Annotated in this window: 12 protein-coding genes and 1 pseudogene; 6 read left to right on the top strand and 7 right to left on the bottom strand. The window is 56.3% G+C overall.

The window, feature by feature from the left end:
- Positions 1–399 precede the first annotated feature (399 nt).
- Positions 400–845 (top strand): annotated as a pseudogene (locus H2170_01425) (HIT domain-containing protein).
- A gap of 21 nt (positions 846–866) precedes the next feature.
- Positions 867–1,625, top strand: coding sequence for a DTW domain-containing protein (locus H2170_01420; GenBank protein ID MCS6298751.1), 759 nt, complete (start codon positions 867–869; stop codon positions 1,623–1,625).
- 36 nt (positions 1,626–1,661) lie between these two features.
- Here H2170_01420 and H2170_01415 read toward each other — a convergent pair whose 3' ends face one another.
- Genes H2170_01415 through H2170_01390 form a run of 6 tightly spaced genes read right to left on the bottom strand, consistent with a single transcriptional unit; the run spans position 1,662 to position 10,316 of the window.
- A complete protein-coding gene (locus tag H2170_01415) occupies positions 1,662–2,960 on the bottom strand; it encodes a type II secretion system F family protein (protein MCS6298750.1) in 1,299 nt (432 codons plus the stop codon).
- A 60-nt stretch (positions 2,961–3,020) separates the two neighbouring features.
- Positions 3,021–4,721, bottom strand: a complete 1,701-nt coding sequence (gene tadA / locus H2170_01410) for a Flp pilus assembly complex ATPase component TadA (GenBank protein MCS6298749.1) — start codon at positions 4,719–4,721, stop codon at positions 3,021–3,023.
- Between the two features lie 48 nt (positions 4,722–4,769).
- Positions 4,770–5,852 carry a type IV pilus twitching motility protein PilT gene (locus H2170_01405; protein MCS6298748.1) on the bottom strand — a complete coding sequence of 361 codons (1,083 nt, stop codon included), beginning with the start codon at positions 5,850–5,852 and terminating at the stop codon, positions 4,770–4,772.
- A gap of 26 nt (positions 5,853–5,878) precedes the next feature.
- A complete protein-coding gene (gene tadA, locus H2170_01400; GenBank protein MCS6298747.1) occupies positions 5,879–7,609 on the bottom strand; it encodes a Flp pilus assembly complex ATPase component TadA in 1,731 nt (576 codons plus the stop codon).
- Positions 7,610–7,667: 58 nt separating this feature from the next.
- Entirely contained in the window at positions 7,668–9,698 is a 2,031-nt protein-coding gene (gene rho / locus H2170_01395; GenBank protein MCS6298746.1) for a transcription termination factor Rho, read from the bottom strand.
- Between the two features lie 18 nt (positions 9,699–9,716).
- Positions 9,717–10,316, bottom strand: a complete 600-nt coding sequence (locus H2170_01390) for a dephospho-CoA kinase (GenBank protein MCS6298745.1) — start codon at positions 10,314–10,316, stop codon at positions 9,717–9,719.
- Positions 10,317–10,428: 112 nt separating this feature from the next.
- Between H2170_01390 and H2170_01385 the strand changes: the two genes are divergently transcribed.
- Both H2170_01385 and H2170_01380 read left to right on the top strand, forming a co-directional pair.
- Positions 10,429–11,292, top strand: a complete 864-nt coding sequence (locus H2170_01385; protein MCS6298744.1) for an HD domain-containing protein — start codon at positions 10,429–10,431, stop codon at positions 11,290–11,292.
- A 6-nt stretch (positions 11,293–11,298) separates the two neighbouring features.
- Positions 11,299–12,843 carry a YifB family Mg chelatase-like AAA ATPase gene (locus H2170_01380; GenBank protein ID MCS6298743.1) on the top strand — a complete coding sequence of 515 codons (1,545 nt, stop codon included), beginning with the start codon at positions 11,299–11,301 and terminating at the stop codon, positions 12,841–12,843.
- Positions 12,844–12,908: 65 nt separating this feature from the next.
- Here the strand turns inward: H2170_01380 and priA are convergent, their stop codons facing one another.
- On the bottom strand, positions 12,909–15,146 hold the full coding sequence (priA, locus tag H2170_01375) for a primosomal protein N' (protein ID MCS6298742.1): 2,238 nt from the start codon (positions 15,144–15,146) through the stop codon (positions 12,909–12,911).
- 109 nt (positions 15,147–15,255) lie between these two features.
- Between priA and H2170_01370 the strand changes: the two genes are divergently transcribed.
- Both H2170_01370 and H2170_01365 read left to right on the top strand, forming a co-directional pair.
- Positions 15,256–15,717 carry a transcriptional repressor gene (locus H2170_01370; protein MCS6298741.1) on the top strand — a complete coding sequence of 154 codons (462 nt, stop codon included), beginning with the start codon at positions 15,256–15,258 and terminating at the stop codon, positions 15,715–15,717.
- Between the two features lie 5 nt (positions 15,718–15,722).
- A complete protein-coding gene (locus H2170_01365; GenBank protein ID MCS6298740.1) occupies positions 15,723–16,091 on the top strand; it encodes a hypothetical protein in 369 nt (122 codons plus the stop codon).
- The last annotated feature ends 48 nt before the right edge of the window (positions 16,092–16,139 follow it).

Below are 16,139 nucleotides of genomic sequence, written 5' to 3'. Positions count from 1 at the left end.
AAATCCGGAAATTTGGGACAGGCTCTAGAGTAGCGCGCATCGCGGGCGACACGCCGCAACGGAGCAGGGACAAAGCAGGAAATTAACCGAGTGGAGGAGCGATCGACGTAACTGATGTGCTGAGCCCTTTCGTGCCGAACTCAAAACGCCCTCGGCGTTCCACTACGGATTTCCGATCAGAAAACCCCGTTATTATGATTATGTCGTGTGTTGCTACGGATGGAGTTGAATCGGGATTCGGCGAACCGGAATCCACATACGCAGAGCACTGGGCATTGGGAGTGTGATAATGGTTTCACGTGATCACCCTCGTTATAAGGCGCGAGGGTGAGAATCCTGAGTTGTTTTGCACCAACCAAGCGACTCCCGCTTGTTTGAAAAAAACCAACGAAAACCTCCATGCCTCACCTCCCCGACTGCCTCTACTGCCGCAAAGATCAGCGGTTAACCGACCTGATGATCGAAGTCGCCCGCTTCAAGTCTCGACTCTTTATCTTTTTAAGGAGCAAACCTATCGTGGACGCTGCATTGTTGCTTACAATGGACACATCAACGAACTGTATGAATTACCCGAGTCGGAGCTCATCCTGTTCACTCAAGATGTCGCAAGTGCTGCCCGCGCAATGAAGTCCGCCTTTAATCCAGCCAAAATCAATTACGGTGCGTACTCGGACAAACTTCCGCACCTGCACATGCACCTCGTTCCCAAATACGTGGACGGTCCTTCGTGGGGAACCACTTTCACCATGATGCCCGATCCCAAGCACCTGCTCAGCGAAACGGCCTACGCTGAATCCATCGCCGAACTCAGGAATGCCTTGAGTGCGTGTGAATTGACGGCGTAGTTCGAATTCCATTTTCCATTCATGAGTCGCGAAACGTGTTACCGGTGTTTTTGGCCCAAGTCGCTTTGCTGGTGTCCATCGATCACGGCGATGCCATCGAAAACACGTTTCGTTTTCCTCATGCACCCGAAGGAATTCAAGCACGAGAAAGCCGCAACCGGAAGGCTCACACACCTTTGCTTGGCCCAGAGCGAAATCCATATGGGCGTCGGCTTCGATGACCACGAATCCGTTCAGGAGTTAATACACGATCCACGCAACTTTCCCATGCTCGTGTATCCGAGTGCGGGGGCCCGCAACCTATCGAAAGGCGACCTCCAAGCCGCCGACATTGGCGATCGGCAACTGGTCGTGTTTTTGCTCGATGCAACGTGGTCGCTGGCGAAAAAAATGCTTCGACTCAGTCCCTCGCTGCAAAGGCTGCCGCGCCTCATGTTCACGCCCTCGGCACCGAGTCGCTACGTGATCAAACAACAACCCGTGGAAGGCTGCCTTTCGACACTGGAAGCGACTCACGAACTCCTCCTCGCATTACAACGTTCCGGTCTCGACGACTACCCGCTGCCGGAACAATTGCTCGGGTTATTCGCCCGAATGCAGGATTATCAACTCACATGCGCTCGGGATCCGTCGCGCGAAGGCTATCGCCGGAGGGCCTATAGCGCCCCAGCCGACCGGATCAGGCCTCAAGACAGCACCGGGGCCCGCCGTACCCGCTTATTCAATCTAACTGCCACACCACAAAATCCGCCGCCTAGGCCAGGCGGAAGTGGCGCCTGATTAAAGGCCGCCCCTTCCGCCCTACATGGGCCGTGCTTACGATAGCGTCTGGATAATCTTAACGATCGGCAAGAACAGGGCGATCACGATGGTGCCCACAACTACCGCCATGAAAACGATCATGACCGGTTCAATAATCGAGGTGAGACCGGCAACCGAGTTATCCACCTCATCATCATAAGTATCAGCGACGCGGTTAAGCATCTCGGGCAGCGCGCCAGTTTCCTCGCCGACCTCAATCATCGAGGTAACCATGGACGGGAACACGCCAGTCGAATCAAGCGGGCGGGCAACATTGTCGCCTTCCTTAACTCGATCATGAACCAGGTTGAGTGCGTCAGATACATGAACGTTACCCGAAGTATCGCGCGTGATGAGCAGCGCCTGGAGGATCGGCACGCCGGATGCCAGCAAGGTGCCAAGCGTGCGGGTGAAACGGCTAATCGACGACTTCAGGAAAAGCGGCCCGACACCCGGCGCGTTCAGGAGGAACCAGTCAACTGCACGCGTGCCCTTAGCCGTTTTGTGCCAAGCCTTAAAGGCGAAGTAACCCACTGCACCAATGCCTACAGTAAGAATAATGTTGTTTTTAATGAAATTACTAAACGCCAAAACTGCAAGTGTTAGAGCCGGCATCGACTGTCCCTTTAACATGCCTGAGAAGATTTTCTCAAACTGCGGAATCACAAAAACCATAAGTGCGCCGACAATGGCGACAGCCACGAATACGATGATCACGGGGTAGGTCATGGCGGCCTTCACCTTGCCCTTGATCTTTTCGGATTTCTCCATGAATCGAGACAAGCGATCCAGTGTCGTACCGAGAACGCCACCGGCTTCACCGGCCTTTACCATGTTAATATAAAGACGATCGAAAACCTTGGGGTGCTGGAGAAGTCCATCGGAGAAGTTTCCGCCCGAACGGATGTTGTCCACCAGTGAATCAATCACGTCTTTAAAAAGAAGGTTTTTCTCTTGGCGCGAAAGCGTCTCCAAGCTCCGCATGATCGGCATGCCTGCATTCACAAGCGTGGCCAACTGGCGGGTGAAAACCGTCAGCGCTTGATTATTAAGAATACGTCCAAAGGTAATGCCCGGCTTTTTCTTTTTAACCGTGCCAGCCTCAACCTTACCAGGCGAAGTCGCGGCCTTTTTAACTTCTTTTTTTGCAACGGCTACCGGCTTGGCGCTGGATGCCTCAACGGCGATGGACGTCGGGATTAGGCCCATGGCCTTTAATTCAGCGGAGGCTTGCTCGGCTGATACGCTTTCAACGATGCCTTTCTTTTCTTTTCCGGATGCGGACTCGATAGCACTGTAGGTGAATTTAGTCATGTTTGGGGTAATGTATCAAATGTGGTAATTGCTTGTATTATAGTACTGAAAATAAACTCATTAGGTGTACTTCACGATTTCCTCGATGGACGTCGCGCCGTCGAATATTGCACGTAAGCCATCATCCCGAAGGGTGCGCATTCCCTGCTCAAGGGCCTTTTGTTTTATAACCAGGGTCGAGGCGCGAGCCACGACCAAGTCGCGCACACCCTCGCTCATGCGCAACCACTCGTAAACGCCCATACGTCCCTTATAACCGCTGTTACTGCAAATATCACAACCCTTGCCATAGAAGAACTCGCGATTGCCGATATCCACCGGGTCGATTCCAAGTTGTTGCAAGAGCACTGCGGGGGGTTCATAAGCCGTTCGACAGGACTTGCAGATGCGGCGAACGAGACGTTGCGCCAACACGGCCTCAAGTGATGAAGCGATGAGGAACGGTTCAACGCCCATGTCGACAAGACGAGTAACGGCACCCGAGGCGTCGTTGGTGTGAAGGGTTGAAAGCACCAAATGTCCGGTTAACGCAGCTTGGATTGCGATCTGCGCCGTCTCCAAGTCGCGGATTTCTCCTAACATGATCACGTCGGGATCTTGGCGCAGGAATGAACGCAGCGCGGCGGCAAAACTTAAGCCGACATTGTGATTCACAGGGACCTGCATGATTCCTTCGATTTCATACTCAACGGGATCCTCGGCTGTAAGAAGCTTAAGGTCCGGAGTATTAATCACTCGAAGGGCAGAATAAAGCGTGGTCGTTTTGCCCGATCCGGTCGGCCCGGTAACGATAAAAATACCATTGGGCCGCTTAATTATTTCATTAATTCCGTCATAAACATCCGTCGGCATACCGAGCGCGGAAATATCTAATTGCACGGCCGATTGGTCGAGTACGCGCAATACAATCGATTCGCCGAACTGTGTCGGTAGAGTCGAGACACGAAGATCGACCTGACGGCCACCAATAGTGAGTTTAATACGGCCGTCCTGGGGGATACGCCGCTCGGCTATATTAAGGCCAGCAAGAACCTTAATGCGGGAGCCGATTGGCAACGCGAGGTGCGGAGGCGGCGGAGCCATCTCATAGAGCGCTCCGTCAATACGATAACGAATCTTAAATTCGTGCTCAAAGGGCTCGAAATGGATGTCGGATGCCTTGTCCCGAATCGCCTGACCAATCACTAAATTGACGAAGCGAATGATTGGGGTTTGTCCGGCCATCGACTCCAAATCATGGGCCGAAAGATCTTTGCCCCCTTTGGCTCCGGCGTCGTGATCGTCACCCGATATCTCCTTAAGAAGATCATCAATGGTGGCATCGTCTTCGCCATAATGAAGCTTAAGCAGCCCCTCAACACGGCCTGGATCCACCACCACCATGCGCACGTCCTTGCCGAGCGCAAAGGTGAGATCGTCGATAACTTGGTTATTAAAGGGATCGATGGCCATTAGATCGATGCTCAAGCCATCTGATCGCACCGGGACCACGCCATACATACGGGCCAAGTTGGCTTGAATCGAACTGGCAACTTCATTCGTAATATCGCCTATATTACCCTCCAGGTATTCCAACCCTAAGTGCTCGGCGATCTTACGGAGGAGCATCTCCTTATCCAACAACCCCATCTCAATGAGGAGCGTGGCAATCGGTTTGCCTGTGGCTTTATGCTCCTCATTGAGGTCATTAAGCGTAGCGGGAGCGACCAGATGCTGATCACGGCAAAGCTCGAGAATAGTATAACTGTGGCTTTCAAACATAGGGGTAGAACCGGAAAAACCGAGGTTAAGCGCAGATACGATTTATTGTTAGAGTTTGCGGAGTTCGGCGCCCATCGCGAGGAGTTTCTCGCGCATGACCAAAACATCCTGAGCCTTATCGAGTGCCTCATCAGCTGTAACCAACTCGTTGTTAACCAAACTCATCAGGTGCGAGTCCATGGTGATCATGCCGAGATTGGCCCCCGTTTGAATATCCGAGGAAATCCGGAACGTCTTATTCTCGCGGATAAGCGCAGCGATTGAGTTGGTGTTAACCATGATCTCATAACCGGCAATTCGGCCGCCGCCGATTTTCCGGCACAGCACCTGCGAAATGACCGCTACGATCGATGAAGCGAGCTGCGTGCGAATCATGTCCTTCATGTTGGCAGGAAATGCATCGACGATACGGTCGATCGTTTTTGCCGCGCCATTGGTGTGAAGGGTCCCAAATACAAGGTGTCCCGTTTCAGCAGCACTAATGGCGGCTTCAATCGTCTCCAAGTCGCGCATTTCACCGACCAATATAATATCAGGGTCTTGCCGCAACGCGCGTCGAATAGCCTCGGAGAAACTGGGAACATCTACGCCCACTTCACGTTGCGTGACAATACAGTGTTTGTGGGGGTGGTAATATTCAATCGGATCCTCGATGGTGATAATGTGCCCATCGCGAGTCTCGTTAATATAATTCACCATCGAAGCCAAAGTGGTCGACTTGCCTGATCCGGTCGGACCTGTTACCAAAATCAAACCACGGGGACGATAGAGCAGTTCGCGTACTTTATCGGGCAAGCCGATCTCGCGAAGGCTAAACATTTTATTAGGGATCTGTCGAAGCACCAAACCGTAATTCCCCTTGGCTCGCAGAATGCTCACGCGCAACCGTGCCTTTTCCTGATAGGCAAAACCATAGTCAGCTCCACCATTCAACTTAACCCCTTGCTGGTGATTATCTGGGGTGATCGCCAGCATCAGCTTTTCGGTATCGGCCGGAGTTAGGGCCGGTCCATCAATCGGAACCATGCCGCCGCTAAGACGAAGCGTAGGCGGTTGACCGACCTGGAGATGAAGGTCTGAAGCACCTTGCTCCACCATCAGCTCCAGCAAATCGTTCATTTCATAACTCATTTGAATCGAGTATGGTTAGTATTAACCTAGCTCGCGTCACCCACGGTGATGGAGACGACTTCATCAATCGTTGATTGACCGGCTAGCACCTTGCGGACGCCGTCTTCACGCATCGTACGCATGCCGAGGGAGCGGGCCTTATCGCGGAGTTTGGCCGTACCGACATTCTCGTAGATCATGCGCTGAATCTCCTCATTCACCACGAACATCTCAAAGATGCCATTACGCCCCCGGTAACCGGTGCCATTGCAATTCTGACAGCCTTCACCCCGCATGAATGTCGCCGAAGCGGCTTGCTGCGGGGTGATGTTGAGCGAACGTAACTCGTTAGCATCGGGAGTGAATGCCTTTTTACATTGCTTACAAATCTTGCGCACCAGTCGCTGTGCAACGGCGGCGCGCAGGGAGGTCGACACCAGGAACGGCTTAACACCAATATCGATTAGGCGGGTAATGGCTCCTGGCGCATCGTTGGTGTGCAACGTGGAAAACACCATGTGACCGGTGAGCGAGGCGTTGATTGCGATTTCAGCGGTCTCCAAATCGCGAATTTCACCCACCATCACGATGTTGGGCGCTTGACGTAACATCGCACGCAGCGCCGAAGCGAATGTCATGCCCACATCATGGCGGACCGGAACTTGATTGATACCAGCCAGCTGATACTCGACCGGATCCTCAACCGTGATGATCTTACGATCGGATTTGTTAATGAAATGGAGACAGGAATACAGCGTGGTGGTCTTACCCGAGCCAGTCGGTCCGGTCACCAACATGATACCATCGGGTAACGCGATCAGCCGCTCAACAATGGCCTGGTCATCACTGAAAAACCCAAGCTCAGGTAACCCCAACTGGAGTCCATCTTTATCCAAAATACGCATCACGATGCTTTCACCGTGCGCGGTCGGCAAAGAGGAAACACGCAGGTCGATCTGCTTAGCACTCGTGTTGATCTGAATGCGACCGTCCTGCGGAATGCGTTTTTCCGCGATCGAGATGTTCGCCATGATTTTCAGGCGTGAAATCATGGAGAGCTGAAGCCGTTTAGGCGGACTCTCGACTTCCACCAGCACGCCGTCGATTCGGTACCGGACGCGGAAGCGCTTTTCCAACGGCTCAAGGTGAATGTCCGAGGCCCGGCGCTGAATCGCCTCCAGAATGATTTGGTGAACCAGCTTGATGATGGGCGCATCACCGTCTTCAACGTTGGCCATGCCAGCCACGGGAACGGTGGAAACGGCAACCGCCTCCGCGCCCCCAATAGAAAAGTCATCCAACATCGCATTCAGCCCATCGGCATCTTTGCCGTAGAAACGCGTTATGGCGTGCTTGATATCACCGGCAGGAGCAACCGATGGCTCGATGGTTAACTTGATGACATGACTTAGACTATCAATCGCGTCCACATCGAGCGGATCAGCGATCGCGAGTTTAAGGACGCCACCTTCCCGCGAAATTGGAAACACGTTGTAACGTGTAGCAAAAGCCCGAGAGACCAAAGCCATCGCCTCAACGTTGGGCACCCGCAACGCAGGCAAGTCAACCAAGGGCATGCCGAACTCGTCAGCCAGCAACTTGCTCAGTTGGCGTGCTTCCACCACTCGGCTGGCGATCAGGGCCTCAACCAGCGAGGGAGGTGCAATGTTTGGGTTGCTGTGCGAGGCGAGTTGGACACTCGCTGCATTGATCTGTGACTTAGTGAGCACGCCTTTATCAACGGCAAGCTGCAGAACGAAATCGTCGGAGGATGTCACGGTGGGGTAATAGAGGGCTAAAACGGGGATAAGTTACGAACTGAAAGCAAATGGGGGACTAGCGATTCAAACTCATTAAGAATTCCGCATTGGTTTTGGTTTTCTTCAAGCGCTGAATGAACATGTCCATCGCCTCCACTGCCGGTATGCCCTGCATGGCCCGGCGCAAACCATAGACGCGAAGCATCTCTTCTGGATGGTAAATGAGCTCCTCTTTGCGCGTACCCGAGCGGTCAATGTTGATCGCAGGGAAAATACGTTTGTCGGAAAGCCCACGGTCGAGATGCAACTCCATGTTGCCGGTGCCCTTGAATTCCTCGAAAATCACCTCGTCCATACGACTGCCCGTATCGACCAAAGCGGTACCAATAATGGTGATGCTACCGCCGCCCTCGATGTTTCGCGCAGACCCGAAAAACCGCTTGGGCTTTTGCAGTGCGGTCGCCTCGACGCCTCCCGACATGATTTTACCCGAGTTGGCGGCCAACGCATTGTACGCACGCGCAAGCCGGGTAATCGAATCCAGCAGGATGACCACATGCTCACCTTGCTCGACCATTCGACGCGCCTTTTCGATCACCATCTCAGCGGCATGCACATGACTTTCGGGCGCCTCATCAAAGGTGGAACTCACCACTTCGCCCTTCGTGTGGCGCTTGAAATCGGTCACCTCCTCCGGACGTTCATCAATGAGCAAAAGGATGAGCTTTTTCTCGGGGAAGTTGTGCGAAATCGAGTTGGCGATGTTTTGCAACAGCACGGTTTTACCGGTGCGCGGCGGCGCAACCAGAAGTCCGCGCTGGCCAAACCCAATCGGCGTGAGCAGATCCACCGCACGCATCGAAACGTCCTTATGAATCTCAGGTGCTTCGAGCAAAATGCGCTGCAGCGGGTAATAAGGAACCAACTCCTCGAACGGCGTGAGCTTGGAAACTTCACCGGGAAGTTTCCCCATCACCGACGTGATGCTGACCGCGGCCAAGCAACGATCGCCTGGTTGCGGTGGCTGCACGATCACCTCGATGCTATGACCCCGCTTCAACGCAAAGCGCTTAATCAGGGTTTCAGGCAGGTATGTGCTTTCTGGATATAGGCGATAGTTGGCCTGTTCATGCACGATAAAGCCATAGCCATTGTCCGTCAGTTCGACAAAGCCGCGCTCAACTAGGGGAATGTTTTGTTCGGCGGCATGAAAGAAGATGGCCTCCAGCGCCTGCAGCCGATTGGGCGTTACGTCGAAAACCAAGCCGAGCTTGCGGGCAAATACCGTGAGATCGAAGAGGTGAAACGAGTAGATTTTATCCACCTGGATCGGCTCTGCGCCGTTACCCACCTTCAATGTGGCCGCCAACGTATCGAGGGCATCGAGGTCGGTAAAGCGGGCGGGGTTAGGCAAATCTCCGTAATGTTTAACCTGTAAAACAGGTGGAGGCGGTTGGGGCGGATGCTGAGGGCCACCGGGGCGGCCGCCCTGATGACCTCCCTGATGTCCACCTCCATTTTGCTGCTTATCTTTCCACTTCCCCTTTTTGTCCTTTTTGCGCTTCCACCACGGTCCGCGATCATCGTCGTGGGCGCCAGCTTGCGGTGCACCACCACCACCACCGTGCTCAGCAGGTGCCGCAGGCGCGGTGAACTGAGGTGCGGCCGCTACCGCACCGGACTCAGGCGCAGCCTCGACGGGGAAAAAAGCCGGCTCAACACTGGGTGGAGCGACGTGAGCATGATCTGAAGAGGGGACAAAAACCGGCCGCTCAACAGGGGCCTGAGGAGGCTCATACGATATGACCGGGGCAGCCCGCTCCTCGCGGGGTTCAACGTGAGCCACCGGAGCGGGCGCAGGCGCTGGAGCGGGTTCCGGCGCGCGGTACACGGGTTGGGGTGCAGGAGGCGGTGCGGAGATCTCAAACAAGGAGGGCTCTGCGTTGGAGCTTGAACCCGATTTGGAGGCTTTGGGGGCGCGAGGTTTTACGACCTTTGGCTTTTTCACCGCGGCGGTGCTGGAGACAGCTCGGGTGGTTCGCTTGACCGCCTTCTTAGGTTTGCCTGAGCCTGCTGCGGCGGAGCTAGTGATATCGGATTCGTCCATGAGTGAAATTAACTGAAGCTACTTTGAAATGGGCTGTAATCCCGTGCGACGAAGCCGCTCAGCCAGATGCTTAACTTGCAGGCGCAAGGCTTCCGGAGTGCCGTCATTCGACAGGATAAAATCGGCTTTTTCTATTTTCTGAACCAAAGGCAATTGCGTGGAAATACGCTGCTCGGCGAGCGATTGGGTAATTCCGCGCTCTATCAACCGAGCAAGTTGATTGGCGGACGATGTCGCGACGCACACCGTGAAATCAAACCAATTTTCCAGGTTTTGCTCAAAAAGAAGCGGTGCCTCCACCACCCAATCGGCTTGGGGTGCACTCGCGAAAGCCTCGCGCCATTTCTCATAAATGAGCGGATGCAGCAGACCCTCCAGCCAATGAAGATCAGCCTTATTTGCGAAAACAAACCCGGCCAAGATCGGGCGCTGCACTTCATTTTGCGCGTTCACCGCGGAAGGGAACCGCGCCGCGATCTGGGTGATAACAGGGGGCGAAGTCAGCAATTCCTCGCGAACAATCCGGTCCGTATCCAGCAGCCGGAATCCCTCATCCACAAAAAAACGTGCGGCCGTGGATTTTCCTCCGCCCATGCTGCCTGTAAGTCCTAAAATCATTTGGTTATGGGTTTAAAACCCCAAGAAATTGAGCTTGCCCGAGGTTTCGGCAATTCATTACTCGAAACTTGCTTCGCCAAGCTTTTGCGCCTCCACAACATCTTGCCCCTAAATGACGCAGATTACCTCTCCCTTCACGATTGATACCTCCTGCGCTGCGACTGTCACCGAGGCCGCACTGAAGGTAGCAGAAGGGATTTCACCCGGCGCGGACCAATCATTCATCCGATCCATATTTGCCGACTGCAAAAACCTCTTTTCGGGAAACCACCCCGATTATCAGGCCAACGATCTCCCCTACCATGATTTCCACCATACCCTGCAGGTATCGGCTGCCTTCATGGATCTTTTCGTAGCGCGCCAAAATTCAAATGAATCCCCGCCGTTTTCGCATCGGCAATTTGAGCTCGGGCTGACCGCCGCCCTGTATCACGACAGCGGCTACCTTAAATTGCGCTCCGACCGCGAGGGGACTGGTGCCAAATACACGTTCTGCCACGTCCTGCGGAGTTGCGCATTGGCGGCCTCCCACCTCCCCACACGCGGGTTAAAATTCGAAGAAGTCGACATCGTGCTCGGGGCGATTCGGTGCACCGGACCATCAACCACCGGAATGAACCTGCGATTTAATCGTAAAGACGACCACGTGCTCGCCAGCATGGTCGCCACGGCGGATTACATCGGTCAAATGGCCGCGGACGACTACCCCGACGAACTCGGGCTGTTATTTCAAGAGTTCGCCGAGTCGGATGCTTTCCGCTGCCTGCCCGCCCCCCAACGCCTTTTCAAGTCCGCCTCGCACCTCGCCGGCGGATCCACGACGTTTTGGGAAAAAGTCGTGAAGCCCAAATTCGACCACGATTTCCTTGGGGTTTACCGCTTCCTCAACCAGCCCGATGGCCGCAACCGGTACATCGATAAAATTGAATACAACCTCGACGTGATCGCCCAGCGCCACGCCGCCTCTGGCAGCTGATCCGCGATGCTCGCCACAATCGCATCAGCAGCCCTTCAAGGCATCGATGCGGAGTTGGTTCACGTGGAGGTGAACTCAGGCGAAAGCGGCGACCCTCGACTTATTCTAGTGGGCCTTCCCGATGCCGCCGTTAAAGAGTCCGATGACCGCGTCGTTTCTGCATTGAGTAACAGCGGATTCAAGCCACCCCGCACGCGTACAACGATAAACCTCGCGCCCGGAAACCTGCGCAAGGAAGGCCCGTTTTACGACCTGCCCATCGCCCTCGGAATCCTGATTGCCACCGAACAACTCGTCGCCCCCGGCATCGATGATTACCTCATCGCAGGTGAACTGAGCTTGTCCGGTGCAACCCGACCCGTGCGTGGTGCGCTCGCACTCGCCCGCCTGGCCAAAAAACTCGGCAAACACGGCATCATGCTGCCGCCGGCCTCCGCAGCAGAGGCATCCCTGGTCGAGGGAGTAGCCGCTTATCCCATCGCGTCCCTCGACCAGGCGGTTCGCTTTCTCAGCGGTAAAGTCGCGGTCACCGCCGTCGCCCACTCAGCCGCAATCGGGCTCAATGTTGGCCCTGATCTGAGCGCAGGCGATTTTTCGGAAATCAAGGGTCAACACGCGCTGCGCCGCGCCATCGAGGTTTCTGCCGCCGGCGGCCACAATCTGTGCATGATTGGCCCTCCCGGCAGCGGCAAATCGATGGTCGCAAAACGCATCCCCACCATCCTGCCCTCCCCGACCCTCGACGAGTCGCTGGAAATTCTCAGCATCCACTCCGCCGCCGGCCAAACACTCGCCGGTAATGACGCCCACGTATTCGGCCGCCGCCCCGTGCGCTCGCCCCACCACACCATTTCCGACGTCGGCCTGCTGGGCGGCGGGACTATTCCAGGGCCGGGCGAAATCTCCCTCGCACACCACGGTGTGCTGTTCCTCGACGAGCTCCCTGAATTCAAACGCAGCGCCCTCGAGGTCCTCCGCCAACCGCTCGAAGATGGCTACGTGACCATCTCGCGCAGCGCCGGCAAGGTCACGCTGCCGTGCAGCTTCATGTTGGTCGCGGCAATGAACCCGTGCCCCTGTGGCTACCTCGGCGACCCGCGCCACGAATGCCGTTGTTCTCCGTCGCAAATCCAGCGTTACCGCGCCCGTATCAGCGGTCCGCTCCTTGATCGCATCGACCTGCACATCGAGGCCCCCGCACTTTCGATCAACGAGCTGCGCCAGGACAAACCCGGCGAATCATCCGAGGCCATCCGCGCCCGGGTGCAAGCCGCTCGCCAGCGACAATTGACCCGCTTCGCAGGCACTCGCACCACATCCAACGCGCGCATGACCCACGCGCAAATTCGCGCGCATTGCGTGATCGACACTGCGCTTGGCGACCTGCTTCAGCAGGCGATGGAGCAACTCTCCCTTTCCGCCCGCGCCTACGACCGCATTCTTAAAGTCGCCCGCACCATCGCCGATCTCGCCGCAGCCGAACGCATCGAGTCGCCCCACCTGCTCGAGGCGATCCAATACCGCAGCCTAGATCGCAACTTGTTTTATTAGCCATCAACCACAGTCGTCACGACGCGCTCCGTTGCACTTCTCGTACTCCCCCACTGCGCCCCGCGTCACGTCAGGTTAACAGGATCAACGTCGAGCACCTGCGTGATGTCGTCGGGCCACTTGAAGGCCGTGCGCAAAGCGTTCAAATCGGCAATCACCCGCGTCACCCCGTTGGTGAAATACCAGACCTGGTAACGGTACTCGTCTTTGATTTTTTCGATCGGCGAGGGCGAGGGTCCGCGTAACTCGACGCGTCCGGCCAATTCCTTTTCGACGTGCCGCGCCCACTGCTCGGTGAAAAACTTAAGCTTTTCTTCGCTCGGTCCGCGGAACAGGTGATGGATCAGGTGCCGGTACGGCGGATACCTAAAATCTTTGCGCATCTTGAGTTCACTGGCCGCAAACCCTTCAAAATCCGCGTGGCGCGAAAACTGGATCGTCTCGGCCTGCGGGGTGAACGTTTGCACCACCACTTCGCCCGCCCGATCGCCCCGCCCCGCCCGCCCCGCAACCTGAACCAGAAGTTGGAACGTGCGCTCATTCGCCCTGAAATCGGGGATGTGCATCGAGATGTCGGCATCGATGAGCCCGACCAGCGTCACGTTGGGAAAATCCAGCCCCTTGGCGATCATCTGCGTGCCGATCAGGATATCGATTTTACCCGCGCGGAAATCGGTTAAAATTTCCCGAAACCGGTTTTTCTTCGACATGGTGTCGGTATCCATGCGCTCCAAACGCGCCTTGGGCAGCACGCGACGCACGGCTTCTTCGACCCGTTGCGTGCCCATGCCTTTCCAGCGGATTTCAGGGGCTCCGCACGCCGGGCAGCGCGCGGGTGCAGTCGATTCCTTGCCGCAGAGGTGGCAACGCAACCGCTCGTCGGTGCGGTGATAGGTCATCGTGATACTGCAATGCGGACACTCTTCTACGTGGCCGCATTTGGTGCACTGCATGGATGGCGAATAACCGCGGCGGTTGAGAAACAAGATCGTCTGTTCACGCTTCTCGAAGCGGGCGTGCATGGCATCCACCAGTTTGCCGGAGAGCGAAGTAAACCCGCGCTGGCGCACGACCTCGATGCGCATATCCACGATGTTGATATACGGCAGTTTTCGAGCATCGACGCGTTCGGGCAACCTAAGCAGGCGGTATTTCCCGGCTTGGGCGTTGGCGAAACTTTCCAGCGAGGGCGTCGCCGAGCCGAGCAGACAGAGGGCGTTATTCAACTTCGCCCGCATCACGGCCACGTCGCGGCCGTGGTAACGGGGCGTTTCATCCTGCTTGTAGGCGGGCTCGTGCTCCTCATCGACCACGATCAACTTCAGGTTGTGCACCGGCGCAAAGATCGCCGAGCGCGCTCCGACCACGACGCGGGCCTCGCCCGTGGCGAGCGACATCCAGCCGTCGAGCCGTTCGCCTTCACTCAAATGGCTGTGCCAAACCACGCACTTTTGCCCGGGCGCAATCGCCTCAAGCCGCCCGCGCAAGCGCGCCACCGTCTGCGGCGTCAGGGCGACTTCTGGCACCAAAAAAACCACCCCTCCACCCGCATTCAGGGCATCTTGAATCGCCCGCAGGTAGACTTCGGTTTTGCCCGAACCGGTCACGCCGTGGAGCAAGGTGACGACAAATTTGTCCTCGGCCAACGTCGCGGCAATTGCGTCCACCGCAGACTGTTGACCGGGATTGAGCGCGTGCGGTTGGGAGGCGACCACCTCACCGGTCGACCAGCTGTCGGCGTAAGCGATGCGTTCGACCCGCCTGATTTCTTCGTTGACCAAACCTCGTTTCACCAGGGCTGCGACCACTGCGGCGGTCACGCCGAGCCGATTAAGAACCAGTGACTTGCTCTGCGGTTTAAACTGCTGGGCGAGGAACAGGTAAAGTTTGGCTTGAGCGGGTGCGCGTTTAACCAGTTGCGCGAGCTCGTCCGCCGGCAATTGGCTGGCCACCGAGAGGAGTTTTTCCTGCTTGAGGCTGACGGCGTTGCGCACCGCCGCAGGCAGCATCGCCTCGACGATCGAGTCATGCTTGGCCGCGTAGTAAACCGACATCCACCGCGCCAGCGCCTGCAGGTCGGGCGGCAGTGCAGGAAACGGATACACCACTTCGGCAAGCCGCTTGAGTCGGTTGATCGGGAAATCGATGGGCGTGTCGATCTCGGCCACGATGCCCAAATGCAGGCGGTTAAAAATGGGGATGCGCACCAGCGACCCGACCGCGATCTGCGCGCCCAGCGACTCCGGCACTTGGTAATGCAGAAGCTTGTCGAAACCCGCGAGGGGATGAACGCCGACCGTCATGAAGCTGGTTGATGCACGCCCCGTCTTTGCCGTGCAAGCGCGGTGACCGCTAATTTCGGGCGCCGACGAACCAGTTGACAGTGCGCCCCACGAAACTGAGATTTTGCGGGTGAGTAACGCCGCCGCCCGCGAAAAATTCAAAACCCACCTTGCCGCCAAAGGTCTTCGTGTGACCGATCAGCGTCTGGCAATTTTCGAGGCCGCGTTCGGACGCAAGGAGCATTTTACCGCTGAAGAATTGCTCGATCACGCCCGCGCCATCGATGATTCCGTCTCGCGCGCCACCGTCTATCGCACGCTGCCCATCATGACCGAGAGCGCGTTGCTGCGAGAGGTCGATATTGGGACCAACATCAAATATTACCTGCCCAACACCACCGACAACGCCCAGGTGGCCCAGGTGATTTGCGTGGATTGTAATAAAATCTTCGAAATCAGCGCCCCGTTCATGGAGTGGTACGGCAGCACGGTTTCCAGTAAACTGGGGCTCACGCCCGTCTCGCAGCGCCTCCAGGTCAGCGCCCATTGCAACGTGCTTCAGCAGACCGGCGTCTGCAAAAACCACGCCTGATCACCATGGCGCGCAAAGAAGACCCGGCGTTCGACATCACGTTCTATGAATCGGTGCTGCGCCGCGAACCTGCGTACACCGACGTGATAGAACTGCTCGGCGGACTCTACACGAAAACGGGGCGGATCGCCGACGGCCTTAAAATGGACCGCAAGCTGGTCAAGCTGCAGCCCGAAAACTCCACCGCCCACTACAATCTCGCCTGCAGCCTCGCCCTGTCCAAGCGCAAGGCCGATGCCCTTCGCGCGCTCCAAGAGGCGATCAATCGTGGCTACACGGACTACGACTGGATGTCGCAAGATTCCGACCTGCAGAGCCTGCAAACCTCGGCCGGATTCAAGGCTATCCTCGCCAAACTCAAGTCGCAGAACTGAGCCCGTGGTTCTCGCTCGGTAAGCTGCGGTTTGGCAATCGACATCGCG

Source organism: Opitutus sp., assembly GCA_024998815.1.
Lineage (GTDB): Bacteria > Verrucomicrobiota > Verrucomicrobiia > Opitutales > Opitutaceae > Rariglobus.
The sequence above is the reverse complement of the archived record's forward strand: the minus strand, read 5'-3'. Positions and strand labels throughout refer to the sequence as shown.